The following is a 26,359-nucleotide window of genomic DNA, read 5'->3' on the forward strand; positions in this document are numbered from 1 at the left end:
GTCGCTCCAGGCGGGCTGGCAGGGCCCCGGCGCCGTCCTCGGCGCCGGGGCGGGGTGCTCAGGGCATGCGCTCGTAGGCGGGCAGGGTCAGGAAGTCCGCGTACTCGTCCGCCAGGGCGCTCTCGACGAAGGTGGCGCGCGCGTCGTCCCAGCGGCCGGCCGCGAAGCGCTCCTCCCCGACGCGCTCGCGGATCGCCGCGACCTCCTCGTCGATGATCCGCTCGACGAGCTCGCGGGTCACCCGCTGCCCGTTCGACAGCTCGACGTCGTTGTGCAGCCACTGCCACACCTGGCTGCGGGAGATCTCCGCGGTCGCGGCGTCCTCCATGAGGTTGTTGATCCCCACGGCGCCGGAGCCGCGCAGCCACGACTCGATGTACTGGATGCCGACGCTGACGTTGCTGCGCAGCCCGGCCTCGGTGATCTCCCCCTGCGCGGAGGCGACGTCGAGCAGCTGCTCGGCGCTGACGCTCACGTCCTCGCGCTTCCGCTCCAGCTGGTTCGGCCGCTCCCCCAGGACGGCGGTGAACGCCTCCCGGCAGATCTCCACCATGCCCGGGTGGGCCACCCAGGAGCCGTCGAAGCCGTCGGCGGCCTCGCGCTCCTTGTCGGCGCGGACCCTGGCGAAGGCCTGCTCGTTGATCGCCGGGTCCTTGGAGGGGATGAACGCGGCCATGCCGCCGATGGCGTGCGCGCCGCGCTTGTGGCAGGTGCGCACCAGCAGCTCGGTGTAGGCGCGCATGAACGGCACCGTCATCGTCACGGAGTTGCGGTCGGGGAGCAGGAACTCCTGCCCGCGCGTGCGGAAGCTCTTGATGACGCTGAACATGTAGTCCCAGCGCCCGGCGTTCAGCCCCGCCGAGTGCTCGCGCAGCTCGTGGAGGATCTCCTCCATCTCGAAGGCGGCCGGGTAGGTCTCGATGAGCACCGTGGCGCGGATCGTGCCGCGCGGGATGCCGAGGTGGTCCTGGGCGAGGACGAACGCGTCGTTCCACAGGCGCGCCTCGAGGTGGGACTCCATCTTCGGCAGGTAGAAGTAGGGGCCCAGGCCGCGGTCGATCTGCAGCTGCCCGCTGGTCGCCAGGTACAGGGCGAAGTCGACCAGGCTGCCGGAGGCCTCCTGCCCGTCGACCCGCACGTGCTTCTCCGGCAGGTGCCAGCCGCGGGGGCGCACGACGACGGTCGCCAGCTCCTCGTCCGGGCGCAGCGCGTACGCCTTGCCCTCGGGGCTGGTGAAGTCGATGCGGCGGGTGATCGCGTCGAGCAGGTTCAGCTGCCCGCCGACGACGTTCTCCCACAGCGGGGTGTTCGCGTCCTCGTGGTCGGCCAGCCACACCCGGGCGCCGGAGTTCAGGGCGTTGACCGTCATCTTGCGGTCGGTCGGGCCGGTGATCTCCACGCGGCGGTCGACCAGGCCCGGCGCCGGGTCGGCCACGCGCCAGCTCTCGTCCTCGCGCACGTCCTTCGTCTCCGGCAGGAAGCCCAGGGTGCCGCCCGCGGCGAGCTCCGCGACGCGCTCGGCCCGCCGGGCGAGCAGGTCCAGGCGCCGCTGGCCCAGCTCGCGCTGCAGCAGGGCGAGCAGGCCCAGGGACCGGGGGGTGAGCACCTCCTCGTACCGGGGGTGCACCGGTCCAGTGATCTCCACGCCCTCGGGGATGTCCACGCCGTCTCCGCACTCTCGACCGTCGGCGCGCGCACGCGCTATGGTTTCGCATCGTGGAAGTGCTTTTCCACGCAGCGGCAGCCTAGGAGGGCGGCCGTTGGCCGTGCAAGAGGGGTGCAGCAGGGAGGAGCCGCCGTGCCCGCAGCCGCCGCGAGGCCGGACGGGGTCCAGTCCCTCGACCGCGCGCTCGACCTGCTCGAGCGCATGAGCGACGCCGGCGGGGAGGTCGGGCTCACCGAGCTCGCGGAGGCGACCGGGTTGCCCCTGCCGACCATCCACCGCCTGCTGCGCACGCTGGTGCGCCGCGGCTACGCGCGCCAGCTGCCCTCGCGCCGCTACGCCCTCGGGCCGCAGCTGGTGCGCCTCGGGGAGGGCGCCTCCGGGGCGATCAGCGCCTGGGCGCGCCCGGCGCTGGCCCAGCTCGCCGACGCCGTCGGCGAGACGGCGAACCTGGCCGTGCTCGACGGCGACCTCGTCGTCTACGTCGCGCAGGCCCCCTCGCGCCACGCGATGCGGATGTTCACCGAGGTGGGCCGGCGCGTGCACCCGCACTGCACCGGGGTGGGCAAGGCCCTGCTCGCGCGCCTGCCGGACGACGCCGTGCGCGCCCTGCTGGCCCGCACGGGCATGCCGGCGCGCACCGAGGCGACGCTGGCCGACCCGGAGGCGCTGCTGGCCGAGCTGGCCGCCACGCGCGAGCGCGGCTGGGCGCTCGACGACGGCGAGCAGGAGGTCGGGGTCCGCTGCTTCGCGGTGGCGCTGCCGGACGGCGCGGTGCCGGCGGCGGTCTCCGTGTCCGGGCCCGCGGCCCGGGTCACCCGCGAGTCCGCCGAGCGCGTCGTGCCCCTGCTGCGCGCCACCGCGGCCGCCCTGGCCACCCGCCCCGACGCGCCGAGGTGAGCCGTCGGGCCCCCGCGGCCCCGTCCCACCTCGTGCGGCCCCGTCCCACCACCCGCGGCCCCGTCCCACCACCAGCGGCCCCCTCTCGTCACCGCAGCGCAACAGGACGTCACCTCCCGGACATCGCAGGACCGTAGGACTGCCCCGTCGCCGGCTCGGGCGCCGGAGGGACCGGCGGGCCGCCGGCGCGGAGGAGGACCCGTGGACCAGGACCAGGCCGCCCACGCCCGCGACGTGCTCGTCGCCGGGCTCGGACGCCGCACCTTCCTGCGCGCGGCAGCCGGCGTGGGCACCGCCGGCGCCACTGCGGCGGCCGCCGCAGTGGCCGCCGCGGCACCGGCGGGCGCCCGCGCGCCCGGCGCGGGGGCGGTGGAGCTGCCGCGCGAGGTGCTGCAGCCGGGGAGGGGACGCATCGACGGCGACCACTACCTGCGCCCGGAGCCGGACCAGGTGCGCTGGGGGTACGTGCCGGCGATCGGCAGCGAGCCCGTGCTGAGCGTGCGCTCGGGCCGCACGGTGACCATCGACACCGTCTCCCACGAGGGGATCATGGAGGACCAGGGCCGCGACCCCGTGGCCTGGTTCGCCAGCAGGGGCGTCCCCCGCTCCCAGGTGCTGGACGACGCGGTGGCCGTCGCGGCCGAGTACGACCGGCACCGGCGCGACTTCGACGCCGACGGCCCCCACGTGGTGGTCGGGCCGGTGCGCGTCGAGGGCGCCGAGCCCGGCGACGTCCTGAAGATCGAGACGCTGTCGGCGGTGCCGCGCGTGCCCTACGGGGTCGTCTCCAGCCGGCACGGCAAGGGGGCCCTGCCCCGCCGCCCCGACGGCTCGGCTCCGGAGGGGATCGCGCTGGAGGAGGTGATGCCGCCGGTGGACACCGACGGGCGCGCCACGAGGGACCCGCGGTCCTACGGCAACGTCTCGGTGTTCACCCCGGTCCGGCGCGGCCGGGGCGGGGTGACGAGCGCCTTCCTGCCCCGTGGCCGGCGCGGACAGGTGCAGTTCCCGATCGCGCCCTTCATGGGGATGATGGGCGTGGCCTCCGCGTCCGCGCCCAGCGAGACCGACCCGGCGCTGAACTCCATCCCGCCCACCCTGGGCGGCGGGAACATCGACATCGCCCTGCTCGGCGCCGGCTCCACCTTCTACGTCCCGGTCACCAGCCCCGGGGCGCTGTTCTTCGTCGGCGACCCGCACATGTCCATGGGCGGCGCCGAGGTGGCGCTGACGGCCCTGGAGGGATCGCTGCGCGCCACCTTCCGGCTCACCGCGTGCAAGCCCGGCTCCGGGGACGCCCCGTCCGTGGCCTTCTCCTACCCCTTCGCGGAGACCCCGCAGGTGTGGGCGCCCGTCGGGCTGTCCGACCCCGACGGCTCCGTCGGCGGCCAGGGCGGCGACCTCGACGTCGCGATGCGGCGTGCCGTCGTCAACGCGCTCGACTTCCTCGAGACCGACCTCGGGATGGACCGCTCGGTCGGCTACGCCTACCTGTCCGCGGCCGTGGACTTCACGATCTCCCAGGTGGTCGACCGCACCGTCGGCGTGCACGGGGTGATCCCCAAGGCCCACTTCGACGCCTGAGACGACCGGGCCCGCGGTGCACCGCGGTGCACCGCGGGCCCGGCGCGCTGACCGGCGCGCTGACCGGCGCGGCGCGGCCGGCGGCGTCGGCGCCCCTGCTTAGCCTGGCGGCGAGGGAAGGAGACCGCCGTGCTCGGTCACTCGCACGCCATGTCCGGGCTCGCCGCCGGGGCCGCCGCGCTGCCCTGGGCGCCGGCCGTCGGCGTCACCGGCGTCACGGGGCAGGTGGCCTGGGTCGCGGCCTGGGGCGGCTTCGCGATGCTGCCCGACCTCGACCAGGGCGGGCTGCACTGGCGCGGGGCGATGCCGCGCCTGTCCGGCTCGACCGTGGCGCGCATGTGGGGCCCGGTGACCACGACGTTCGCGGGCCTCGTCAGCGTGCTCGCGCGGGGGCACCGCAACGGCACGCACGACCTGCTCCTGGCGCCGGCCGCGTTCGGCGGGCTCGCCCTGCTCGCCGGCGGCCGGGCGTGGAGCTCGCTGCTGGTCCTCGCCCTGGCGATCGGGCTGGCGCTGCAGGCGTGCCACGTCGTCGTCCCGGGCAGGGTCGAGACCACCGTGGTCGGCAACCTCGCGCTCTCCTTCGGCGGGGCCTGGTGGCTGACCGGCACGGGCAGCACCGCGCTGGAGTGGCTGCCCTGGGCCGTGGCCGGCGGCGTCGTCGTGCACGTCGTCGGCGACTGGCTGACCGTGGGCGGGGTGCCCGTGCCGCTGACCTGGCTGCTCGACCGCCCGAAGCGGGTGTCCGCGTCCCTGTTCCGCACCGGGGCGCGCGTGGAGCACTGGGCCGCGGGGGCGTTCGCCGCGACGGCGCTCGTGCTGCTGTACCGGCGCACCGCGCTGCACGACCTGCTCGGGCCCGTCGTCGGTCCCGTGATCGAGCCCGTGGTCGCCCTCGCCGGCTGAGCCGGCGGGTCAGGCGATGCTGGCGACGATCACCGCGGCGACGGCCACCTGGAAGGCGGCGACGACGGCGCACGCCGGGTTCCACCGCTCCGCCGTGACGACCTCCCCGAGCCGGGCCCGCGTGAGCAGGTCCAGCAGGAGGAACGCGAGGGACTGCAGCACCACCCCGAGCACCCCGAACGCGACCGTCCACAGCAGCGCCGCGCCGAAGCCGGAGGTGGCGTTGGTCCAGATGGTCGTGAAGGCGATGGCGCCGATGCCGAGGGCACCCGCGGCCGCCACGACGGAGGCGCTGGCCCGGTGGTCGACCCACACGTGGTGTCCGAGCCGCCCTGGGGTGAGCAGGTCCAGCACCCAGAAGCCGAGGGCCAGCAGGCCCACGCCGACCCCGGTGTAGGCGACGGCGTAGAGCATCGCGGCGATCATCGGTCCTCCTCCAGCCACGAGCGCACCTGCGCGGTGCCGGGCGCCGGGGCGTCGATCCAGTGGGGCACGAAGCGGGCCCGCTCGTCGGTGATCCAGGAGTCCGACTCGCGGATCCCGCAGCCGGCCGCCACCCCGTCGACGACCCAGGAGCCGACCACGGCCCGGTTGCCGTCGAAGTCGGGCAGCGGCGCCCACTGCTGGTAGCAGTACCCCTCGGCGCCCCACCGGCCGGGCTGGTCGATCGACACGCCCGCGGCGCGCGCCCGGATGCCGCCGCCCTCGCGCCCGTGCAGCGGCTTGGCCACCCACTCGGTCAGGGAGCCGGGCTCGTGCAGGTGGGCGGGCAGGAGGTTCTCGTGGCCCGGGTACAGGTGCCACAGCGCCGCCAGCAGCGCCTTGTTGGAGAGCACGACCTTCCACAGCGGCTCGATCCACACGACGTCCGAGAGCACGGCCCGCCGCCCGAACGGCTCGCGGAGCATGTCCTCCCAGGGGTAGAGCTTGAAGCAGACCTCCACGGGCTCGTCCGACAGGCCCACGAACCGCCGGGCCGTCGGGTCCCAGCCGAGCTGCTCGACCTCCAGGCCGTAGGTCAGCCACCCGGCGAGCATCGCGGTGTCGCGCAGGTACGCGACCGTCATCCACTCCTCGCCGGACTCCTCCTGGCCCGAGTGCGCCAGGTGCACCGTGCCGCGGCCGGTGCGCCGGGCCACGCGCTGCCAGGCGGCGACGAGGCGGTCGTGCAGGGAGTTCCACTGGTCGCGGTCGGGGTGGAGGTCCTGCAGCCAGTGCCACTGCGCGACGGCGGCCTCCACCAGCCCGGTCGGGGTGTCGGCGTTGTACTCGAGCAGCTTCGCCGGCCCGGCGCCGTCGTGGCGCAGGTCGAAGCGCCCGTACAGGGACGGCGGCGCCTCCGCGATGCTGGCGCGCACCGCCTCCAGCGCGTCCGGCGGCAGGCCCAGGTCGCCCAGGGCCCCCGAGGCGAGGAAGGCGGCGGCCTCCACGCACATGCCGTGCAGGCGCTCGGTGACCGCTTCCAGCTCGGCGACCTCCGCCTCGGTGAGCACGTACGCGGCCGCCTCGTACCAGTAGGGCAGCTCGGTGCCGTCCGGCTGCGGCGTCGTGGGGTAGACGAGCCCGACGGCCTCGACGCGCTCGCGCCAGTCCGGCCGCACCGCGCTGGGCTCGCGGATCACCCGCCCGAGCTCCCGGACCCGCCGAAGCCGCCGCGCACGACCGTGCCGCCGCGGCCGGTCGTGTCGGCGCTGACCGTGCCCCCGGCGCGCGGTGCGCCGCCGCGCACCGCCGTGCCGGACGGCTGCGAGTAGCTGCCGCCGCTGACCCGGCTCCCCACCGCCGGGATCCGCGCGCCCAGCGGCAGGAAGTACCAGCCGAAGCCGCCGACGCGGGTCCCGTCGTCGTCGCACTCGTCGTCGTCGACGCGGGCGCCGGTGTCCTCGTCGACGCACACCGCCTGCGAGGTCGGCTCCCCGTCCTCGTCCGCGCCCGTCCCCGTGCTCGCCCCCGAGGCGCACCCGCCGAGGGCCACGGCGAGCGCCGGGGTCACGGCGAGCGCCACCCGGGCGGACCTGCGCACCGTCATCGGAGATCTCCCGTCGTCGGACTCCAGCTGCCCCATCCTGCCCCGTCCTGCCCCGTGCGAGCCCGCGCGGGAGGGGTAGGGCACCGGGGTGGAGCACTGGGAGCGCGACGGGCTGGTCCTCGACGTCCGCGAGAGCGGGCCGGACGACGGGGAGGTGGTGGTCTGCCTGCACGGCTTCCCGCAGGACGGCGAGGCGTTCGGGGCGGTGGCCCCGCGCCTGGCCCGCGAGGGCCTGCGGGTGCTCGTGCCCGACCAGCGCGGCTACTCCCCCGGCGCCCGCCCGCCCGGACGCCGCCCGTACCGGCTGCATGAGGCGGTCGCCGACGTCCTCGCGCTGCTCGACGCGGCCGGCGCGGCGTCCGCCCACGTGGTCGGGCACGACTGGGGCGGGTTCGTCGCGTGGGCGCTGGCCGCGCAGCACCCGCAGCGCGTGCGGTCGGTCACCGTCCTCAGCACGCCGCACCCGCGGGCGGTGACGAGCGTGCTGCCGCGCAGCACGCAGGTCCTCCGCTCCTCCTACATGGCGTTCCTCCAGCTGCCGCGCCTGCCCGAGGCGCTGCTCCTGGGGGGCGGGGGGCGGCGGCTGCGCCGGCTGCTCGTGCGCGGCGGCCTGCCGCAGCACCTGGCCGAGCGCTACGCGCAGCGGATGCTCGAGCCCGGCGCGCTCACCGCGGCGCTCGGCTGGTACCGCGCCCTGCCCCTGGGCACCGGCCTGCGGGTCGGGCCGGTGCGGGTGCCGACGACGTTCCTGTGGGGACGGCGCGACCCGTCGTTCGCGCCCGCCGCGGTGCGCGGCACGCGCGCGCTCGTGCAGGGCCCGGCGAGCGGGCAGGGGCTCGACGTCGGCCACTGGCTGCCCGAGCTGGCACCGGAGGAGGTCGCGGCCGCCGTCCTGGCGGGGGTGCGCGCGGCGGGAGGGCGGCCCAGTTGAGGACGAGGACGTCTCCGATGCGACGAGCACTCCTGGCCGGCGGCGCGACCTCGGCACTCCTGCTCGCGGCGCTCGTGCCGCAGGCCGCGGCCTCCGGGTCGGACGGCTGCTCCCCCACCGCGCAGGACCGGCCGGTGTGCCCGGGGCGGGGACCGCTGTCCCGGGCGTCCTTCCTCGACCCCACCGCCCAGGTCGAGGACGCCGAGCACGTCTCGCTGGCCGAGGAGGTCTACGTCGGCCCCTTCGCGCAGGTGCGGGCCAGCGAGGACGCCCCGGTCAGCGTCGGCGCCCGCTCGAACATCCAGGACAACGCGCTGGTGCAGGGCAGCCGCCACGAGGCCGACGGGGACGACGGAGCCGACGGAGCCGACGGAGCCGGCGGGGCCGGCGGCGAGGCCGCCCCGCGGGCCGGGGACGGCGAGGGCCGCGCGGCGCCCGGCGTGCAGATCGCCGACCGCGTGATCATGGCGCACGGCTCCGAGGTGATCGGCCCCGCCCAGATCGGCGTCGAGGGCGGCGACATCGAGGCCGACCCCGACGACGACCAGGAGGTCTTCCTCTCCTTCTCCAGCCAGGTCGACGGCGCCGTCCTCGAGAAGAACACCGGCGTCTCCGCGCTCGCCCGCGTCGGGCCGGGCGTGCGGCTGCGCAGCGGCACGCTGGTGCTGCCCGGCAAGGACGTCACCACCCAGGCCGAGGCCGACGACCCCGCGCTCGGCGAGGTCCGGCTCATCACCGAGGCCGACGTCGCGTTCAACGAGGCCGTCATCGAGGTCAACCTCGCCCTCGCCGAGGAGTACTCGCGCCTGCACCGCGAGCGCCCCAGCAGCGTGCGCGGCATCAACGTCGACCCCGGCGGCAGCGAGTTCAACGAGGACCGCGACCTGCCGGTCTTCGCCGGCGAGGAGGTCCGCCTGCCGGACTTCCGCAACCGGATCATCGGCGAGATCGACCTGGCCGACACCGTCGAGCGGTTCTCCTGCGTCAGCGGCGACCGCATCTCCCTGCGCGCCGACGAGGGCGAGGACTTCACCGTCGGCCACGTGCACGCGATGGACGACGACGTGACCTTCCACGCCCTCGAGGGGACCGACCTGACCGTCGGCGACGGCGTGAGCTACGGCGAGGGCGTCGTCGTCCACGGCGGCGGCCGCGTCGTGCTCCAGGGCCAGCCGGAGGCGCCCACGGCCGTCGGGGACGACGTCGTGCTCGAGGACGGCTCCGTCGTCTTCCGCAGCACCGTCGGGGACGGCGCGACGGTCGGCGAGCGCAGCGCCGTCGTCGGCACCGACCTGGCGCCCGGCGCCGTCGTCCCGCCGCGCACGGTCGTCCTCAACGGGGAGGTCTTCGGCGAGGTCGAGTGGTGAGGTCCTGAGCCCCACCGCCCGCGCCCGCCGCGGCGCCGGCGCCCTCGTGGCGCTGGTGCTCCTCCTGCCGGCGTGCTCCGCGGACCAGGCGTCCGAGCCCGGCACCACCCCCGCCTCCTCGAGCGCGCCGGCGGAGGCCGGGCCGGCCCCGCACGTGGCCAGCGCCGTCCTGGAGGACGCGACGCAGCCGGCCGAGGAGGGCCGCGCGGCGTGGTCCACCACCTGGCGGGCCTGCTTCGCCCTCGCCGCCGACGACCCCGCGGCGGCCGGGCCTCCGGACGCCGTCCGCTGGCAGTCGCAGGCCGTCACCACCGAGGGCGCCTCTCCCGCGGTGGAGCAGGTGCCCGGCGGCTGCCTCGACCTCGTCGTGGCGCGCGGGGTGAACGCCGCGGAGGCCGGCACGCCCGGCCGCGAGGTCGCGCTGGCCGACGCCGCGAACCTCGCCTACCGGGTGCGCGCCGTGCGCCCGGACGGCACGGTCACTCCCTGGTCGCAGCCGGTGCGCGTGACCTCGGTGCTGCCGCCCGCCTGACGGCTCGGTGCTGCCGCCCGAGGGTGCCGCTCGCAGCGCGCCCGTTGCTGCAGGCCACTACCCTGGAGCCGGTGCGTCTCGCCACCCCGGTCCTCCGCCGCGACAGCTCCTCCCCCGTCCTGCGGCGCCAGCGGGCCGCGGTCTCGCTGCTCTTCGCGCTCATGGGCGCCACCACGGGCAGCTGGGCGGCGCGCATCCCCGACGTGCGGGAGCAGGTCTCCCTCGACGACGCCCGCTGGGGCCTGGCCACGACGGCCTCCACGGGCGGGTCCCTGCTCTCCCTCGTGCTCGTCGCGGTGGTCATCGCGCGCGTCGGGCCCCGCCGCCTCACGCGCCTGGCGGCTCCCCTGCTGCTGATCAACGCGCCGCTGCTCGCGTCCGCGCACCACCCCGTGCCCCTCGTGGCGGGCCTGGTGGTGCAGGGCTTCGCCACGAACCTGCTCTCCACCCCGATGAACGCCCAGGCGGTGCAGGTCGAGCGCGCCGCCGGGCGCCCGGTCCTGTCGACCTTCCACGCGTGCTTCAGCCTCGGCCAGCTCGCCGGCGGGCTCGCCGGCGTCGTCGCCGCCAGCGCCGGCCTCGTGCCCGCGGTGCAGCTGGCGGCCACCGGCGCGGTGCTCGGCATGCTGCTCGCCGTCACGGCGCGGTGGCAGCCGCCGGACGACGTCGTCCCGGCGCACGAGCGCACCCGCCTGCGCGTGACGCCGCAGCTGGCGCTGCTGGCGGGCATCGCGCTGCTCGCCGCCCTGGTCGAGGGCACCACGGTGCAGTGGAGCGCCGTCTACGCCGCGGACGCCCTGGGGGCCGGCGCCGCGGCGGGCGCGGCCGCGCTGGCGTGCTTCTCGCTCGCCATGGTCGTCGGGCGCCTGGTCGGGGACCGCGTCGTCGAGCGGCTCGGGCGCGCCCGCAGCATCCGCGCGTCCGCGGTGCTCACGGCGTGCGGCCTCGCCCTCGCCCTCGGGGTGGGCACCCCCCTGGCCGCCGGCGCCGGCTTCGCGCTCGTCGGCCTGGGTTCGGCGTGCGTGGTGCCCACCGTCTTCGGCCTGGCCGGCAACCAGCCGGGCACCGCACCGGGCCAGGGGGTCGCCGTCGCCGCCCTCGGGATGTGGCCGGCCTTCCTCCTCGGGCCGCCGCTGGTCGGCGCCCTCGCCGGCCTGGCGGGCCTGCGCAGCGCCCTGTGGCTGCTGGTGGTCGCGGCCGCCGGCATCGCCGTGCTCGCCGGGCGCGTGCGGCCGCCCGCGCCCGGCTCGGACGACGGCACCGGGCGTGCGCGCGCCGCCGAGGTGGGCGCCGAGGCCGGAGTGGGCACCGAGGTCGGAGTGGGCACCGAGGCCGGTGTGGGCTCCGAGGCCGGAGTGGGCGCCGGCGCCGTCAGGCGGTGAGCACCGCCCGCTCCGGGGCGGCCTGCTCCAGGGACGCGCCGCGCTGCTCGGGCAGCAGCCAGGCCGCGGCGGCCGCGAGCGCGAAGGCGGCGGCGAAGACGCCGAAGACCAGGCCGGTGCCGCCCCGGTCGAGCAGCGACGGCACGGCCAGCGGCGCGACGATGGACGCGATCCGGCCGAACCCGGCCGCGGAGCCGGCGCCGGTGGCGCGCAGCACCGTCGGGTAGACCTCCGGGGTCACCGCGTAGACCGCGCCCCAGGCGCCGAGGGCGCAGAAGGACAGCGCGCACCCGGCCAGGAGGATCTCCGGGACGCTGTCCGCGGCCCCGTAGGCCCACGCCGACCCGGCGGCCCCTGCGAGGAAGGCCGCCAGGGTGGGACGGCGTCCCCAGGTCTCGATCAGCACGGCCGCCACGGCGTACCCGGGCAGCTGCGCGAGCGTGATGACCAGCGTGTACTCGAAGGACCTGACCAGGGTGAAGCCGTCGGCGAGCAGCAGCGACGGCAGCCAGGTGAAGGCCCCGTAGTAGGCGAAGGTCAGCCCGAACCACACCGCCCACAGGGCGGCGGTGCGCCGGCGCAGCCGCGGGCTCCACAGCGCCCCGGGCCCCGGCACGGCCTGCGCGACCACGGCCTGCGCGACCACGGCCTGCGCGTCCACGGCCTGCGCGTCCACGGCCTGCGCGGCCGCGGGAGCCGCCTGCGGGGTCGCGGACCCCGGAGGGGGCGGTGCGCCGGCGGACGCCTCGAAGCGGCGCACCACCGCCTCGGCCTCCGCGGCGCGGCCGCGGCGCTCGAGGAAGCGCACCGACTCCGGCAGGGTGCGGCGCACCACGGCCGCGTACAGGGCCGGCACGGCGCCGATCGCCAGGGCCCAGCGCCAGCCGGAGTCGCTGCCCGCGACGACGAAGAAGCCGATCAGCGCGGCGGCCAGCCAGCCGACCGCCCAGAAGCCCTCCAGCACGACGACGACGCGGCCGCGCACGCGGGCGGGCGCGAACTCGCTGACCAGCGTGGACGCCACGGGCAGCTCGGCGCCCAGGCCGAGGCCGATGACGAAGCGCAGCACGACCAGCGACGCCAGCGACCACGCCAGCGCGGAGGCGCCCGTGGCCAGCCCGTACACCAGCAGGGTCAGGGCGAAGACCTGCCGGCGCCCGATCCGGTCGGCGAGCAGCCCGCCGAGACCGGCGCCGACCGCCATGCCGGCGAAGGTCGCCGAGAAGATCCACGACGCCTGGGTCGGGGCGAGGGACCACTGCTGCACGAGCGCGGCGACGACGAAGGAGACCAGCCCCACGTCCATCGCGTCGAGGGCCCACCCGACGCCGGAGCCGAGCACCAGGCGGCGGTGCTCCCCGGTGACCGGCAGCGCGTCCAGCCGCTGCGCGCGCGAGGGAGCGGGCGACGGGGTGCTCAGGGCCGCCGCCAGTCGTCCGAGGTCAGGTGCGAGCCGGCCATCGGACCCATCTGCAGCATGCCGCCGTCCACGGCCCAGGACGCGCCCGTGACGTAGGAGGCGGCTGGGGAGGCGAGGAAGGCCACGACGGCGGCGACCTCCCGGGCGTCCCCGGGACGGCGCAGCGGCACGCCGGGGCGCTCCTCGCCGGAGGTCTGCGGCGCCTCGTCCTCCTGCCCGGTCATGGGGGTCGCGATCTCGCCCGGGGCGACCGCGTTGACCGTGATGCCGTGCTCGGCCAGCTCGATCGCCGCCGTGCGGGTGAGCAGGCCCAGGCCGCCCTTGGCGGCGCAGTACGGCGCGGCGCCGACGCGCGGGGCGTGCTCGTGCACGCTCGTGACGTTGATCACCCGCCCGCCGCGGCCGGCGGCGACCATGCGCCGCGCCGCGCGCTGCAGGCACACGAACGCGCCGTCGAGGTCGGTGGCGACCACCCGGCGCCAGTCCTCGTACTCCAGGTCCAGGACCGGCGTGGAGGTGCCGGTGCCGGCGTTGTTGACGAGGACGTCGACGCCGCCGAGCTCCTCGGCGAGCTCGTCGACGACGTCCCCGGCCTCCGGCAGCCGCGTCAGGTCCAGGCGGCGCACGACCGCGCGGCGGCCCAGCGCGCGCACCTCCTCCGCGGTGCCCCGGGCGCCCTCCTCGTCCGAGCGGTAGGTCACGCCGACGTCGCAGCCGGCCTGCGCCAGGGCGACGGCGACCGCCCGCCCGATCCCGGAGTCCGACCCCGTGACGACGGCGACGCGCACGCCGTCCTCGGGCACGCGCCCGAGGACCCGACCGCCCACCTGGCTGCTGACCTGCTCGCCGCTGCGCTCGCTCACGACCGGGACCTACCCCGCGCGGCCCGCTCCCACGCCGGCGTCACCGGGCCTCGTACCGCTCGCGGCGCACGGTGGCGCGGCGGCCGCGGATGATGCTGCCGCGCAGGGCGCGCACCACCTCGTCGGCGGTCGACTCCGGCACCTCCACGAGGGAGAACCGGTCGGCGATCTCCACCGCGCCGATCTCCCGGCCGCTGACCGGCGACTCGTTCGCGATCGCCCCGACGAGGTCCTGCGGCCGGATCCCCGCCGCCCTGCCGAGCCCGATGAACAGCCGCGTGGTGCTGTCCGAGCGCCCGCGCCCGCGGCCGGCCACGCGGGGGCGGGCACCGCCCGCCCGCTCGGAGGCGGCCCGGTGCGGGGTGCCCGCGCGCGGCGGGCGGGCGCCCAGCGCGGGCGCCGCGCCGCGCTGCGTCGCCTCCGGGATCTCCACGTCGTCCTCGGGGCTCCCGCCGCCCGCAGCGGCCAGGGCGAGGGCGGCGGCGGCGACGTCGAGCAGCGCCTCGCGCTCCACAGCGTCCAGGCTCCCGTGCAGGCTCCCGTCCCGGCCCTCGGCCTCGGCCACGGACGCCGCCAGCTCCCGGTAGGGGCCCAGGCCCGCGCGGGCGCCGGCGCTCGCGCCGTCCGTGCGCACCGCCTCCACGAGCGCGGCGCGGGTGCGCCGCAGCCGCGCCGCGCGCAGGTCCTCCACCGAGGGCACGCGGTGCACCGGGATGCGCTGGCCCGTGGCCCGCTCGATCGCCGCGAGGGCCCGCCGCTCGCGCGGCTCCGCCAGAGTGATCGCCACGCCCTCGCGCCCGCCGCGGCCGACGCGGCCGATGCGGTGCACGTACGACTCGGGCGCCGCGGGCACGCCGTAGTTGACGACGTGGGTCAGGTGCTCCACGTCCAGGCCCCGCGCGGCCACGTCCGTGGCCACGAGGAGGTCGGCGGTGCGGCTGCGCAGGCGGCCCATCACGCGGTCGCGCTGCTCCTGGCTCATCCCCCCGTGCAGCGCCTCCGCCCGGTGCCCGCGCGCCCCGAGCACCTCGGCGAGCTCGTCGACCTCGCCGCGGCTGCGGCAGAAGACGATGGCCGCGGCGGGCGCCTCGACGTCCAGCACCCGGCCCAGCGCCGCCGCGCGGTGCGGGCGGGCGACGACGTAGGCGCTCTGGCGCACCAGGGGCGCCTCGCCCGCGGCGGGCGCCTCCCGCGCCACGCGCAGCTGGACGGGGTCGCGCAGGTGCTGGCGCGCGATGCCGTCGATGCGCGGCGGCATCGTGGCCGAGAAGAGCAGGGTCTGCCGCTGCTCGGGCGTCGCCTGCAGGATCGCCTCGATGTCCTCGGCGAAGCCCATGTCGAGCATCTCGTCGGCCTCGTCGAGGACGACGACGCGCACGGCGTCCAGGCGCAGCGAGCCCCGGCGCAGGTGGTCCAGCGCCCGGCCGGGGGTGGCGACGACGACGTCCACGCCCGCGCGCAGGGCCCGCAGCTGGGAGGTGATCGCCTGCCCGCCGTAGACGGCCAGCACCCGCACGCGAAGGCGCTGCCCGTAGCGCTGCACGGCCTCGGCGACCTGGATCGCCAGCTCGCGGGTGGGTACGAGCACGAGCGCGGACGGCGCGCCCTCCTCGGCCCGCTGCGGCCCGCCCTCGGTGATCCGCTGCAGCAGGGGCAGCGCGAACGCGGCGGTCTTGCCCGTGCCGGTGGCCGCCTGGCCGACGACGTCGCGGCCGGTGAGCAGCACGGGCACGGCCTCGGTCTGGATCGGCGTCGGCTCCTCGTAGCCGAGCCCGGCCAGCGCCTCGAGCAGCTCCGGGCGCAGGCCGAGGTCCGCGAAGCGGCCTGCGGCGGCTCCCGTGGCAGCTCCCGCGGCGGCTCCCGCGGCGCTCGCGGGGGTCGACGGGTCGGGGACGGCCGGGGCGCTCATGCCCCCATGGTCCTCCCCGGCGCCGACGGCGGCCCGTCGCGGGCCGCTGCCGCGTCAGCCGCCGGTGCTCGTGCGCACGTGGATGCTCACGGCCGGCTGCGGGCCGTCGTTGCGCACGCTGTGGCGGGCGCCCGGTTCCAGCGCGGCCACGCAGCCGGTGCCCAGGTGCAGCTCCACCGGCCGCTCGTGCTCGTCGAGGGCGCTCTCGACGAGCGTGCCGCGCACCACCGCCAGGGCCGCCGCGGTGCTGCCGTGGTCGTGCAGGTCGCTCGCCTGCCCGGGCAGCCACGTGGACAGCCACACCTCCACGCCCGGGGGACCGGGCAGGCGGGTGACCACCCGCTGCTGCTCGTCGAACCGGACGGCGGGCTGCCACAGGGACTCGCGGGCGGCCAGGTCGAGGGCCAGCCCGGTCAGCAGGCGGTGGGCAGGGCTGGTGCGCTCGGCACCGCCGGGTCTGCTCAGACTCACGGGAACGCTCACGTCTCCTCCATCGGCCCCGGCGGGAGCACCCGCGCCTGCGCTCGCAGAGGGTTGCTGCGGCGTCGACGAGCCGGGTCTCTCGGCCGCTCTGGATGGCGTCCGGCCACGGTAGCCGATGGTCAACGAAGCGCAAAGCCCGCTCATCGGACGCGGCGCCGGGGCGCTCGTGGCCGCAGGTGCGCCCCTGAGGGGATCCGTTCGCCGCAGGTGCGGTACCGTCCGCGGCGTGCCCACCTTCCGCATCCGCGAGGCGGCAGCCCTGCTCGGCGTCTCGGACGACACCCTGCGCCGCTGGGCGGACGCCGGCCGGCTGGCCGCGAGCACCGGTCCCGACGGGCGCCTCGTCGTCGACGGCGCGCAGCTGGCGGCCTTCGCCGGGGAGCTGGCGGTCGCGCCGCCGGCCGTCGGCCCCATCGCGGGGGGCTCGGCCCGCAACCGGTTCCCGGGCCTGGTCACGCGCGTGGTGCGCGACGGCGTCATGGCCCAGGTGGAGCTGCAGGCCGGGCCGCACCGCGTGGTCTCCCTCATGAGCCGGGAGGCCGCGGACGAGCTCGGCCTGGAGCCCGGCGTCCTGGCGGTGGCGGCCGTGAAGTCGACCGCGGTCGTCGTCGAGGTCCCGGCAGGTCCGCGGTGACGGCGACCGCGCCTCGACCTGCCGCGACCGGCCGGACCGGTTGGACCGGCTGGACCGGCTGGACCGGCTGGACCGGCTGGTGATCATGGGCGACGTGCGCGTGATCATGGGCGACGTGCAGCCTGATCGCCGCGCGACCTGCACCTCGCCCATGATCACGGGCAGGAGGGGGCGCGGGAGGGGGCGCAGGAGGGGGCACGGGTCGGCTGCCCGGGCGGTTCCCGGGGCGGTCGTCGGGGGGGTCGTCGGGCTTCTCGCGCTCGCCGGGTGCTCCGGCGCGGCGCCGGGGACGCCGGCGGGGACGCCGGCGGGGACGCCGGCGGGGACGACATCGGGGACGGGGACCTCGGCGACCTCGGCGACCAGCCCGGCGGCGTCGTCGGCCGCGGCGGAGCAGGAGGTCACGGTGCTGGCGGCGGCGAGCCTGCGGGAGTCGTTCACCGCCATCGGGGAGCAGCTGGAGGAGCGCTCGCCCGGCCTGAGCGTGCGCTTCAGCTTCGCGGCCAGCTCCGAGGTCGCGCAGCAGGTCCTCGCCGGGGCCCCGGCGGACGTGATCGCCACCGCCAGCCCGGAGCCGCTGCAGCCGGTGCTGGACGCGGGCGCGGCCACCGACCCGGCCGTCGTCGCCCGCAACCGCCTGCAGGTCGCCGTCCCCGCGCACGACCCCGCCGGCGTCGCGTCGCTGGCCGACCTCGCCCGTCCCGAGGTGGCGGTGGCGCTGTGCCAGCCGCAGGTGCCCTGCGGCGCCCTGGCGCGGCGCGTGCTCGCCGAGGCCGGCGTCGCCGTGACACCGGTGACCGAGGAGCCCGACGTGCGGGCCGCCCTCACCAAGGTCGTGCTCGGCGAGGTCGACGCCGCCCTCGTCTACGCCACCGACGTGCGGGCCGCGGGCGACGACGTGCGCGGCGTCGAGGTGCCCGCGGGCCTGGACGCCACGACCGCCTACCCCGTCGCTCTCGTCCCCGACGGGCCCTCGCCCGAGGGCGGGCGCGCCTTCGTGGACGCCGTGCTCTCCCCCGAGGGGCAGCAGGTGCTCGCCGACGCGGGCTTCGCCCCGCCGTGAGCCCGCCTCCCGCGCGCACCGCCGCCCAGCCCGCCGCCCAGCCCGCCGCCCGACCCGAGGCGCGCCAGCGCGCCGTGCCGGCGCTGCTCGGCGTCCCGGCGGCCGTCGCGGCCGCGCTGCTGCTGCTGCCGCTGGCGGGCCTGCTCGCCGTCACCCCCTGGTCGCGCCTGACCGCCCTGCTCTCGGCGCCCGACGTCCTGGCGGCCCTGCGCCTGTCCGTGCTCACCGCCACCACCGCCACGGTGCTCGCGACGCTGCTGGGGGTGCCGCTGGCGTGGGTGCTCGCGCGCGGGTCCTTCCGCGGCCTGGCGCTGCTGCGCGCGCTCGTCACGCTCCCCCTCGTGCTGCCGCCCGTCGTCGGCGGCATCGCCCTCCTCCTCGCCTACGGGCGGGCAGGGGTGGTCGGCGAGCCGCTGCGCGCCCTGACCGGGATCACGCTGCCCTTCACGACCGCGGCCGTCGTCCTCGCGCAGGTGTTCGTGGCCATGCCCTTCCTCGTCGTCGCCGTCGAGGGGGCCCTGCGCGCCGCCGACCGGGGCCTGGAGGAGGCCGCGGCCACCCTGGGGGCCGGCCGCCTGGCGGTGCTGCGGCGCGTGACCCTGCCGCTGCTGGCGCCGTCCGCGGCCGCCGGGGCCGTGCTGTGCTGGGCGCGCGCGCTCGGGGAGTTCGGCGCGACCATCACCTTCGCGGGCAACCTGCCGGGCACCACGCAGACGCTCAGCTCCGCCGCCTACCTCGCGCTGCAGACCGACCCGGACGCCGCGGTCGCCCTCAGCCTGGTGCTGCTGGCCGTGTCCGCCGGCGTGCTGGCGCTGCTGCGGGCGCACTGGCTGCGGCCCCTGACGAGCCGCTCCGCGGACGCGCGGGCGGTGTGAGCGGCCTGCGGACGAGCGGTCCGCAGCTGAGCGGCCTGCGCGTGCGCGCCGGCGTGCGCGCCGGCGGCTTCGACCTCGACGCGGAGCTGGCCGCCGCGCCCGGGGAGGTGGTCGCCGTGGTGGGCCCGAACGGCGCCGGCAAGACCACGCTGCTGCGGGTCCTGGCCGGGCTGCGCCCCCTGGACGCCGGGCGGGTGGAGCTGGACGGCGCCGTGCTCGACGACCCGGGCGCGGGCGCGTTCGTGCCGCCGCCGCAGCGGCGGGTGGGCCTGGTCTTCCAGGACCACCGGCTCTTCCCGCACCTGAGCGTGCGCGACAACGTCGCCTTCGCGGCCCGCTCGCGCGGCGCCGGGCGCCGGGCCGCCCGCGCGGCCGCGCAGCCCTGGCTCGAGCGGCTGGACCTGACCGCCCTGGCCGCCCGCCGGCCGGCGCAGCTGTCCGGCGGGCAGGCGCAGCGCGTCGCCCTCGCGCGGGCGCTGTCGGCCGAGCCCCGCCTGCTGCTGCTCGACGAGCCGCTGTCGGCGCTGGACGCCAGCACGCGCCTGCAGGTGCGCGCGACCCTGCGCGCGCACCTGGCGCACCTGGACGGCCCCAGCCTGCTCGTCACGCACGACCCCGTCGAGGCGGTGGTGCTCGCCGACCGCGTCGTCGTCCTCGAGGGCGGCCGGGTGGTGCAGGACGACGCCCCCGCCGTGCTGGCGCGCCGTCCCGCGACCCCCTACGTGGCGCGGCTGGTTGGCCTGAACCTGCTGGCCGGGCGGGCCGCGCCGGACGGCGCGGGCGGGGCCGTGGTGGACCTGGAGGACGGCGGGCGCCTGCTCGCCTCCCCCGCCGGGCCGGCGCCCGCGGGCCGGGTGCTCGTGGCGCTGCGCCCGAGCGCGGTGGCCGTGCACACGGCCCCGCCCGAGGGCTCCAGCCCGCGCAACCGCTGGCGCGGGACGGTCACCGCGCTCGAGCCGCTGCCCGACCGCGTGCGCCTGCAGGTGGCCGGCCCTCCGGAGGTGCTCGTCGACCTCACCGCCGCCGCGGTCGCGGACCTGGGCCTGCGCGCGGGCTCGCCGGTGTGGCTGACCGCCAAGGCCACGGAGGTCGACGTCTACCCGGCGCCGTGACCGCGGGCGGCGCGCCGCTCCCGGGGCGCGGGTCGCGCCCGAGGGGACGGCTTGGCACAGTGGCGCGATGAGCGCAGGAGACGAGGACGTGCGCCTCGACGCCAGCGAGGTCGACCCCGACGCCGGCGCGACCGCCCAGCTGCCCGGCTACGCCGCTGCCGACCGGACGGCGCCCGGCGAGGGCGCGGTCGCCGGGCCGGGGGACCCGTCGCAGGAGCCGCCCGTCGGCCCGCCCGCCCAGGACGCCACCACCCCCGGAGGAGCCTGATGGACCTCGATCGACCGCTCGCCCCACACCCGTACGAGCTGCTGCCCACCGTCCCGTCGTTCGACGTGCGCAGCGACGACGTCGCCGACGGGCAGCCCCTGGCGGAGCGGCACTCGGCGGCCGCGGGCAGCACCTCCCCGCACCTGGCGTGGAGCGGCCTGCCCGAGGGCACCCGCAGCATCGTCGTCAACGTCTTCGACCCCGACGCGCCCACGCCCGCGGGGTTCTGGCACTGGACGGTCGTGGGCATCCCCGCGTCCGTGACGCAGCTGCCCACCGGCGCGGGCGCCGAGGACGGCTCGGGCCTGCCCGAGGGCGCCTTCAGCGTGCGCAACGACATGAGCACCCCCGGCTTCACCGGCGCCGCCCCGCCGGCCGGGGACCGCCCGCACCGGTACTTCTTCGCGGTGCACGCCCTCGACACCGACGACCTCGGCGTCGACGCCTCCGCCTCCCCGACGGTCGTGGCCTTCTCGATGCTGGGGCACACCCTGGCGCGGGCGGTGCTCGCGCCGACCTACCAGATCCCCGGGTGAGCGTCCCCACCGCGCCGGGCGACCTGCCCTGGCAGCCGGCGCGCGAGCGGCCCGACCTGCTCGCGCCGCCGGTGGCCGCCGCGCTGTCCGCCTGGGAGCACGGCGGCGCCGTCGTGGTCGCCGCCATCGACCCCGCGGTCGCGGACACCGCCGCGCTCGTGACCGCCCACGCCGTCCCGGCGTCCGCGTGCGCGAACTGCGTGGTGGTCGCCGGACGGCGCGGGGAGGCGGAGCGCCTGGCGGCGTGCGTGGTGCTCGCCACGACCCGCACCGACGTCAACGGGCTCGTGCGCCGCGCGCTGGACGCCCGCAAGGCGTCCTTCGCGCCCCAGGAGCGGGCGGTGGCCGCGACCGGCATGGAGCACGGCGGCATCACCCCGGTCGGCCTGCCCGGCGGCTGGCGCCTGCTCGTGGACGCCGCGGTGGCGGCCGAGCCGGTCGTGGTCGTCGGGTCGGGGCTGCGCCGCTCGAAGCTGGCCCTGCCCGGCGCCCTGGTCGCGGCGCTGCCGGGCGCCGAGGTCGTGCCCGGCCTCGGTCAGCCGGTCCCCGCGGCCTGAGCCCCCCTCACCGTGGTCATGCACCTGCGGTCGGGTGCGCCCGGGTCGCCCAGAAGGCGACCGCGGCCGCGGCGGCGACGTTGAGGGAGTCCACGCCCTCGGCCATGGGGATCCTCACGGCCGTGTCGGCCGCGGCCAGCGCGCGCCGGGACAGCCCGTCGCCCTCGGTGCCCAGCACGAGCGCGAGCCGCTGCGGCAGGTGCGCGGCGTAGTCGTCGAGGTCCACGGCGTCGTCGTTCAGGGCGAGCGCCGCGACGGCGAACCCCGCCGCGCGCAGGCGCTCCAGGCCGCCCGGCCACGGCTGCAGGCGGGTCCAGGGCACCGCGAAGACGGCGCCCATCGACACCCGCACGCTGCGCCGGTACAGCGGGTCCGCGCAGCGCGGGCTCAGCAGCACGGCGTCCACCCCGAGCGCTGCCGCGCCGCGGAAGACCGCCCCGACGTTGGTGTGGTCCACGACGTCCTCGAGCACCGCCAGGCGCCGCGCGCCGTCCAGCAGCTCCTCGACGTCCGGCAGCGGCGGGCGCTGCACCGCCGCCATCGCGCCGCGGTGCAGGTGGAAGCCGGTGATCGCCTCCAGCAGCGGCTCCGGTGCGACGAGCACGTCGGCGCCGGCGGCGAGGACGGCGGCGACGAGGTCGGCGGCCTCGGTCAGCCAGCGCGGCGCGAGCAGCATCGAGCGCGGCCGGTGCCCGGCGGCCAGCGCCCGGCGCACCACCTGCGTGGACTCGGCCATGTACAGGCCGCGCTCGGGCTCCAGGCGCCGGCGCAGCGCGACGTCGGTGAGGGACGCGTAGTCGGCCAGGCGCGGGTCGTCCGCGCCGTCCAGGCGCACCACGCGCCCGGGCGGGGCGCCGCTCCCGCCGCCCGCCCCGCTCACGCGGTGACCGCCATCCGCACCAGCGCGACGACCCCGAGGACGACGATCACCGCGCGCAGCGCCGCGGCGGGCAGCAGGCGGCCCCAGTGGGCGCCGAGGAAGCCGCCGACGAGGGAGGAGACCGCGATCAGGGCGGCGACGCCCCAGTCGACGCGGTCGGCGCCGACGGTGGCGTACAGGACGGCGGCGACGAGGTTGACGGCCGTGCTCAGGACGTTCTTCGTCGCGTTGAGCCGCTGCAGGTCCTCCACGAGCAGGCTCCCCATCGCCCCCACGAGCAGGATCCCCTGCGCGGCGGTGAAGTAGCCGCCGTAGACCCCGATCAGCAGCGTGAGCACCCACAGCACCGCGGGCGCGACGCGGCTGGGACGCCGGCCGCTGGCGGCGCGGGCCTGCGTGCGCCGGCGCACGCGCCGCTGCAGCGCCGGCTGCACCAGCACGAGCACCACGGCCAGCACGACCAGCGCCGGCACGACCGCCTCGAACGCGGACTCCGGCAGCCGCAGCAGCAGCAGCGCGCCGACCAGGGCGCCGATCACGGACGCCGGCAGCAGCGCGAGCAGCCGCCGGCCCTGCCCGGCCAGCTCCCGCCGGTAGCCCCACACCCCGGAGAAGCCCCCCGCGACGAGGCCGACGGCGTTGCTCGTCGTCGCCGTCACCGGCGGATGTCCCAGCGCCACCAGGACGGGGAAGGTGACGAGGGTGCCGGAGCCGACCACGGCGTTGATGCCGCCCGCGAGCAGGCCGGCGAGCAGCACCAGCACGACCTCCGTCACGACGGGCCACTGTAGGTGGGCCCGCTCACGGGGCCGCGGACCCGCGCTCGGCCTCCTGCGCCACCACGGCGTCGGCGTCGGGCAGGCGGCGCAGGCCGCTGACCGCCCGCGCCGTGCGCCGGTTGGCCGCCAGCACGTCGGCGTGCCGGGCCGTGAACGCCCAGTACCCGGCGGTGAACGGGCAGGCGTCCTCCCCCAGGCGCTTCCTGGGGTCGTAGCGGCAGGAGCCGCAGTAGTCGCTCATCCGGTCGATGTAGGCACCGGCGGAGGTGTACGGCTTGGTGGCCAGCACCCCGCCGTCGGCGTGCTGGGAGACGCCGACCACGTTCGCGGTCATCACCCAGTCGTAGCCGTCGACGAAGCTGGCGTGGAACCACGCCACGAGCTCGCGCGGGCTCCACCCGCGCTGCAGCGCGTACCCGCCGAGGACCATCAGGCGCGGGATGTGGTGCACCCACCCCTCCTCGCGCACCCCGCGCAGCACGTCGGCCAGGCACGCGGCCTCCACCTCGCCGGCGGCGTCGAGGTCGGCGAACCACCGCGGCAGCGGCTCCGCGTGCCCCAGGGCGTCGCGGTCGCGGTAGTCCTCCCCCAGGTGCCAGTACAGGTGCCACACGTACTCGCGCCAGCCGACGACCTGGCGCACGAACCCCTCGACGCTGGCCAGGCGGGCGCCGTCCTCGCGGTGCGCGCGCTCGGCGCGGCGGGCGACCTCGACCGGGTGCAGCAGCCCGAGGTTCAGCGGCACGGAGACGAGGGAGTGCGCCATCCACCGGTCCCCGGCGAGCATGGCGTCCTCGTAGGTGCCGAACGCCTCCAGCCGGTGGGCGAGGAAGTGGTCGACCGCGGCCTTCGCCTCGGCGCGGGTGACGGCGAAGCGGCGCGGGCCGTCCTCCCCGACGAAGTCCACGCCCTCCTCGCGGACCATGCGGTCCAGGTCCTCGCGCACGCCCGCGTCGACGTCGTCCTCCGCGGGCCACCACGGCTCGGGCAGGCCGTGCGCGCCCGACAGCGTCGCCGCGCCCCTCGGCGGCGGCTCGCGGTTGTCGTCGTCGAAGTTCCAGCGCCCGCCGACCGGGCCGCCGTGCTCGTCGAGGAGCAGGCGGTGGTGGCGGCGCACGTCGCGGTAGAAGTCCTCCATCAGCAGGCGCCGCTGCCCCGGCTCGTTCCCGCGCCCGGAGGCCCAGTGCTCGAACTGGGCCTCGCCGATCGCGTGGCCGCGGTCGGGCAGCACCTGCACGGCGCCCTCGGCGGCCAGGCGGCGCACGAACCGGCGCGCGGCGTAGGAGGTGGGGTCGGTCACGGAGACCGGGTGCGCGGCGTCCACCCCGGCCGCCGCCAGGCCCGCCCGGTAGGTCTCGGCGCGCACCAGCTGCGCGCGCTCGCCCAGCTCGGCGGCGCGGTGGCGCAGCGCCGAGAGCACCAGGTGCGCCTTGCGGCGGTGGAAGCGCCGGCGGCGGAAGACGGAGGTGGCCTCGACGAGCACGGCGGCCTGGTCGCCGGTGTCGAGGAAGGAGGGGCCGAGCTGGTCGGCGAACAGCCACCGGCGCGCAGCCGCGGCGGCCTGCGGCGGGGCGTCGGTGCGCAGGTGGCCTCCCGGGTCGCTCACCGGGCGCCGGCCTCGTGCAGGACCCGGCGGGCGGCGCGGTAGCGGCTCAGGCGCACCTCGGTGCTGGCGCACACGGCGACGAGCACCGCACCCAGCAGGACGGCGGTGCCGGTGCGCGCGTCCCGCAGCGCGAGGACGAGCTGCGCCGCCAGGAGCAGCGCGAACGCGACCTGCCCGGCGGCCAGCCAGCGCAGCGGACGGCGCGCGCGGGCCTCCTGCACGGCCAGGCGCCGCTCCTGCTCCTCGCGCGGCAGGCGCCCGCGCGTGACCTCCTCGTCGACGTGCTGGCGCACGCGCGGGTCGGTGCCCGTCCAGTCCGGGTGCGGGGATCGCCACGTCTCGCGCAGCTCCGCGCCGCCGCACAGGAGCGCCGCGGCGCACGCCGCCACCGAGACCACCCTCAGCCCGAGGTCGACCTGCTCCGCGTGCACGCGCTCAGCCCCCGCCGTCCGCCGGTGCGCCCCCCAGCGGCGCCGCACCGCCGGCACCGCGCGCGTCGGTGGTGCTGCGCTCGGCCTCCTGCGTCGCGCCCGCCGCCTCGGCGCGGGCCGAGGCCAGCGCCTCGGCCGGGTCCTGCAGCCGGGTCTCGCGGAAGGCGTCGTCCAGGTCGTGCGGGACCTGCTCGCGCGAGGGCGGGCGCGCGGCCCCGTCCGCGGAGCCGCCGCGGGCGCCGTCCTGGCCCAGCGCCGAGCCGACGCCGCGCAGCGCCTCGGTGAGCTCGGCGGGCACGACCCACACCTTGTTGCTGGCGCCCTGGGCGATCTGCGGGAGCACCTGCAGGTACTGGTAGGCCAGCAGCGCGGGGTCGGGCCCGCCGCGGTGGATGGCGTCGAAGACCTGCACGATCGCGCGCGCCTCGCCCTGCGCGCGCAGGATCGCCGCCTGCGCGGCGCCCTCGGCGCGCAGCACCTGCGACTGCTTCTCGCCCTCGGCGGTGAGGATCTGCGACTGCTTCTGGCCCTCGGCGTTGAGGATCGCGGCGCGGCGGGAGCGCTCGGCGCGCATCTGCTGCTCCATGGAGTCCTGCACGCTCGCCGGCGGGTCGATCGCCTTCAGCTCCACCCGGTTCACCCGGATCCCCCACCGCCCGGTCGCCTCGTCGAGGACGCCGCGCAGCTGCCCGTTGATCTGGTCGCGGCTGGTGAGGGTCTGCTCCAGGTCCAGGGAGCCGATGACGTTGCGCAGCGTGGTGACGGTCAGCTGCTCGATGCCCTGGATGTAGTTGGCGATCTCGTAGGTGGCCGCGCGCGGGTCGGTGGGCTGGAAGTAGATGACCGTGTCGATGCTCACCACGAGGTTGTCCGAGGTGATCACCGGCTGCGGCGGGAAGGAGACGACCTGCTCGCGCAGGTCCACGCGCGAGCGCACCCGGTCGAAGAAGGGGATGAGCACGTGCAGGCCGGCCTCGAGGGTGCGCGAGTAGCGGCCCAGGCGCTCGACGATCAGCGCCGAGGCCTGCGGCACGATCCGCACCGCCCGGACCGCCGTGATCGCGACGAACGCGAGCAGCAGGAGCAGGACGACCAGCAGGGGCAGCGACAGGTCCACGCGAGGCTCCTCAGGGCTCGGGAGGGGTCGAGGCGGCGGGCGGGGCGCCTGACGACCCGCCCGGCGGAGCGGCCGGCGGGGCGTCGACCACGGCGGTGGCGCCGTCGATGGCGACCACCCGCACGGGCTCGCCGGCGGCGAAGGCCCGGCCCGGCGCGGCGCTGCGGGCCGACCACTCCTCCCCCGCCAGCTTCACGCGGCCGCCCAGCTCGGTGACCTCGGCGAGCACCCGGGCCGGGCGCCCGACGTGGGCGGCGGTGCCGGAGGGCACCAGGGCGCCCTCGACCTTCAGCCGGCGCACCAGCAGGGGCCGGACCACGGCGAGCATCAGCACCGCGGTGGCGGCGACGACGAGGGCCTGGCCGGGAAAGCCCAGGCCCGCCGCGGAGGCCACCGCCCCCGCCAGCGCCGCGACGACGAGGGTGCCGAAGACGAGGTCGAGCGTGAAGACCTCCAGACCGCCCAGCACGAAGGCCGCGACGACCCACCAGTGCCACGACATGATCACCACCCTAGGCGGCACCACCGACGG

At 77.6% G+C, this 26,359-nt stretch carries 28 protein-coding genes; 14 read left to right on the plus strand and 14 right to left on the minus strand.

From position 1 onward, the window contains the following. Positions 1-58 precede the first annotated feature (58 nt). Positions 59-1,663, minus strand: coding sequence for a malate synthase A (aceB, locus tag BLS82_RS08205; RefSeq protein WP_092863870.1), 1,605 nt, complete (start codon positions 1,661-1,663; stop codon positions 59-61). A gap of 135 nt (positions 1,664-1,798) precedes the next feature. Here aceB and BLS82_RS08210 point away from each other — a divergent pair, with 135 nt between their 5' ends. The 3 genes from BLS82_RS08210 (at position 1,799) to BLS82_RS08220 (ending at position 5,053) form a co-directional block, all read left to right on the plus strand. Next, positions 1,799-2,563: an IclR family transcriptional regulator gene (locus BLS82_RS08210; protein ID WP_255378212.1), complete on the plus strand. Its 765-nt coding sequence runs from the start codon at positions 1,799-1,801 to the stop codon at positions 2,561-2,563. A 201-nt stretch (positions 2,564-2,764) separates the two neighbouring features. After that, on the plus strand, positions 2,765-4,147 hold the full coding sequence (locus tag BLS82_RS08215; RefSeq protein WP_176819000.1) for an acetamidase/formamidase family protein: 1,383 nt from the start codon (positions 2,765-2,767) through the stop codon (positions 4,145-4,147). 129 nt (positions 4,148-4,276) lie between these two features. Beyond that, positions 4,277-5,053, plus strand: coding sequence for a metal-dependent hydrolase (locus tag BLS82_RS08220; RefSeq protein WP_092863876.1), 777 nt, complete (start codon positions 4,277-4,279; stop codon positions 5,051-5,053). Positions 5,054-5,062: 9 nt separating this feature from the next. Here the strand turns inward: BLS82_RS08220 and BLS82_RS08225 are convergent, their stop codons facing one another. From BLS82_RS08225 to BLS82_RS08235, 3 genes are read right to left on the minus strand one after another with little or no spacing between them, the layout of a single operon-like run. Beyond that, complete coding sequence (locus BLS82_RS08225) at positions 5,063-5,479, minus strand: DUF350 domain-containing protein (RefSeq protein WP_092863879.1); 417 nt, start codon at positions 5,477-5,479, stop codon at positions 5,063-5,065. Continuing rightward, entirely contained in the window at positions 5,476-6,675 is a 1,200-nt protein-coding gene (locus tag BLS82_RS08230) for a glutathionylspermidine synthase family protein (protein WP_092863882.1), read from the minus strand. The genes BLS82_RS08225 and BLS82_RS08230 overlap by 4 nt, the downstream gene beginning before the upstream one ends. Beyond that, the gene (locus BLS82_RS08235) at positions 6,672-7,118 is read right to left on the minus strand and encodes a tRNA-dihydrouridine synthase (RefSeq protein WP_143028785.1); all 447 of its coding nucleotides are present in this window, start codon (positions 7,116-7,118) and stop codon (positions 6,672-6,674) included. Before BLS82_RS08235 ends, BLS82_RS08230 begins: the two co-directional genes overlap by 4 nt. A gap of 52 nt (positions 7,119-7,170) precedes the next feature. On the opposite strand from BLS82_RS08235, the gene BLS82_RS08240 reads away from it, so the two are divergent. The 4 genes from BLS82_RS08240 to BLS82_RS08255 all read left to right on the plus strand — a co-directional run bounded on the left by BLS82_RS08240 (position 7,171) and on the right by BLS82_RS08255 (position 11,294). Then, positions 7,171-8,013: an alpha/beta fold hydrolase gene (locus BLS82_RS08240; protein WP_092863889.1), complete on the plus strand. Its 843-nt coding sequence runs from the start codon at positions 7,171-7,173 to the stop codon at positions 8,011-8,013. Positions 8,014-8,030: 17 nt separating this feature from the next. Further along, positions 8,031-9,380, plus strand: a complete 1,350-nt coding sequence (locus BLS82_RS08245; RefSeq protein ID WP_092863892.1) for an LbetaH domain-containing protein — start codon at positions 8,031-8,033, stop codon at positions 9,378-9,380. A 46-nt stretch (positions 9,381-9,426) separates the two neighbouring features. Further along, the gene (locus tag BLS82_RS08250; RefSeq protein ID WP_092863895.1) at positions 9,427-9,912 is read left to right on the plus strand and encodes a hypothetical protein; all 486 of its coding nucleotides are present in this window, start codon (positions 9,427-9,429) and stop codon (positions 9,910-9,912) included. 71 nt (positions 9,913-9,983) lie between these two features. Further along, entirely contained in the window at positions 9,984-11,294 is a 1,311-nt protein-coding gene (locus tag BLS82_RS08255; protein ID WP_092863898.1) for an MFS transporter, read from the plus strand. Here the strand turns inward: BLS82_RS08255 and BLS82_RS08260 are convergent. From BLS82_RS08260 to BLS82_RS15700, 4 genes are all read right to left on the minus strand, one after another. Further along, positions 11,284-12,636, minus strand: a complete 1,353-nt coding sequence (locus tag BLS82_RS08260; RefSeq protein ID WP_255378213.1) for an MFS transporter — start codon at positions 12,634-12,636, stop codon at positions 11,284-11,286. The two genes, BLS82_RS08255 and BLS82_RS08260, sit on opposite strands and share 11 nt — an antisense overlap. A 74-nt stretch (positions 12,637-12,710) precedes the next feature. Beyond that, complete coding sequence (locus BLS82_RS08265; RefSeq protein ID WP_092865059.1) at positions 12,711-13,502, minus strand: SDR family oxidoreductase; 792 nt, start codon at positions 13,500-13,502, stop codon at positions 12,711-12,713. A gap of 115 nt (positions 13,503-13,617) precedes the next feature. Then, positions 13,618-15,486 carry a DEAD/DEAH box helicase gene (locus tag BLS82_RS08270; protein WP_092863901.1) on the minus strand — a complete coding sequence of 623 codons (1,869 nt, stop codon included), beginning with the start codon at positions 15,484-15,486 and terminating at the stop codon, positions 13,618-13,620. 54 nt (positions 15,487-15,540) lie between these two features. Then, complete coding sequence (locus BLS82_RS15700) at positions 15,541-15,957, minus strand: cysteine dioxygenase (protein WP_176819001.1); 417 nt, start codon at positions 15,955-15,957, stop codon at positions 15,541-15,543. Positions 15,958-16,195: 238 nt separating this feature from the next. On the opposite strand from BLS82_RS15700, the gene BLS82_RS08280 reads away from it, so the two are divergent. The 7 genes from BLS82_RS08280 to BLS82_RS08310 all read left to right on the plus strand — a co-directional run bounded on the left by BLS82_RS08280 (position 16,196) and on the right by BLS82_RS08310 (position 21,014). Then, complete coding sequence (locus tag BLS82_RS08280; protein WP_092863907.1) at positions 16,196-16,603, plus strand: TOBE domain-containing protein; 408 nt, start codon at positions 16,196-16,198, stop codon at positions 16,601-16,603. A 406-nt stretch (positions 16,604-17,009) separates the two neighbouring features. Continuing rightward, on the plus strand, positions 17,010-17,666 hold the full coding sequence (gene modA / locus BLS82_RS08285; RefSeq protein WP_218123725.1) for a molybdate ABC transporter substrate-binding protein: 657 nt from the start codon (positions 17,010-17,012) through the stop codon (positions 17,664-17,666). Next, positions 17,663-18,541, plus strand: a complete 879-nt coding sequence (locus BLS82_RS08290) for an ABC transporter permease (RefSeq protein WP_092863910.1) — start codon at positions 17,663-17,665, stop codon at positions 18,539-18,541. The genes modA and BLS82_RS08290 overlap by 4 nt, the downstream gene beginning before the upstream one ends. Next, entirely contained in the window at positions 18,538-19,653 is a 1,116-nt protein-coding gene (locus tag BLS82_RS08295; protein WP_218123726.1) for an ABC transporter ATP-binding protein, read from the plus strand. The genes BLS82_RS08290 and BLS82_RS08295 overlap by 4 nt, the downstream gene beginning before the upstream one ends. A 67-nt stretch (positions 19,654-19,720) precedes the next feature. Beyond that, entirely contained in the window at positions 19,721-19,921 is a 201-nt protein-coding gene (locus BLS82_RS08300; protein ID WP_143028786.1) for a hypothetical protein, read from the plus strand. Further along, positions 19,921-20,457 carry a YbhB/YbcL family Raf kinase inhibitor-like protein gene (locus BLS82_RS08305; protein ID WP_092863916.1) on the plus strand — a complete coding sequence of 179 codons (537 nt, stop codon included), beginning with the start codon at positions 19,921-19,923 and terminating at the stop codon, positions 20,455-20,457. Before BLS82_RS08300 ends, BLS82_RS08305 begins: the two co-directional genes overlap by 1 nt. Further along, complete coding sequence (locus BLS82_RS08310) at positions 20,454-21,014, plus strand: YbaK/EbsC family protein (protein ID WP_092863919.1); 561 nt, start codon at positions 20,454-20,456, stop codon at positions 21,012-21,014. Before BLS82_RS08305 ends, BLS82_RS08310 begins: the two co-directional genes overlap by 4 nt. Before the next feature lie 16 nt (positions 21,015-21,030). Here the strand turns inward: BLS82_RS08310 and BLS82_RS08315 are convergent, their stop codons facing one another. The 6 genes from BLS82_RS08315 to BLS82_RS08340 are packed head-to-tail and all read right to left on the minus strand — an operon-like array spanning position 21,031 to position 26,329. Then, on the minus strand, positions 21,031-21,852 hold the full coding sequence (locus tag BLS82_RS08315; protein ID WP_369811071.1) for a TrmH family RNA methyltransferase: 822 nt from the start codon (positions 21,850-21,852) through the stop codon (positions 21,031-21,033). Between the two features lie 38 nt (positions 21,853-21,890). Continuing rightward, positions 21,891-22,670 (minus strand): sulfite exporter TauE/SafE family protein, encoded by a 780-nt coding sequence (locus BLS82_RS08320; RefSeq protein WP_092863922.1) that lies wholly within the window; start codon positions 22,668-22,670, stop codon positions 21,891-21,893. Between the two features lie 25 nt (positions 22,671-22,695). Further along, positions 22,696-24,279 (minus strand): cryptochrome/photolyase family protein, encoded by a 1,584-nt coding sequence (locus BLS82_RS08325; RefSeq protein ID WP_218123727.1) that lies wholly within the window; start codon positions 24,277-24,279, stop codon positions 22,696-22,698. Continuing rightward, positions 24,276-24,710 (minus strand): hypothetical protein, encoded by a 435-nt coding sequence (locus BLS82_RS08330; protein ID WP_143028787.1) that lies wholly within the window; start codon positions 24,708-24,710, stop codon positions 24,276-24,278. Before BLS82_RS08330 ends, BLS82_RS08325 begins: the two co-directional genes overlap by 4 nt. Before the next feature lie 4 nt (positions 24,711-24,714). Beyond that, complete coding sequence (locus BLS82_RS08335) at positions 24,715-25,827, minus strand: SPFH domain-containing protein (RefSeq protein WP_218123728.1); 1,113 nt, start codon at positions 25,825-25,827, stop codon at positions 24,715-24,717. 10 nt (positions 25,828-25,837) lie between these two features. Then, on the minus strand, positions 25,838-26,329 hold the full coding sequence (locus BLS82_RS08340) for an NfeD family protein (protein ID WP_092863928.1): 492 nt from the start codon (positions 26,327-26,329) through the stop codon (positions 25,838-25,840). Positions 26,330-26,359: the final 30 nt, after the last annotated feature.

The sequence above is a fragment of the Quadrisphaera sp. DSM 44207 genome (assembly GCF_900101335.1).
GTDB lineage: Bacteria > Actinomycetota > Actinomycetes > Actinomycetales > Quadrisphaeraceae > DSM-44207.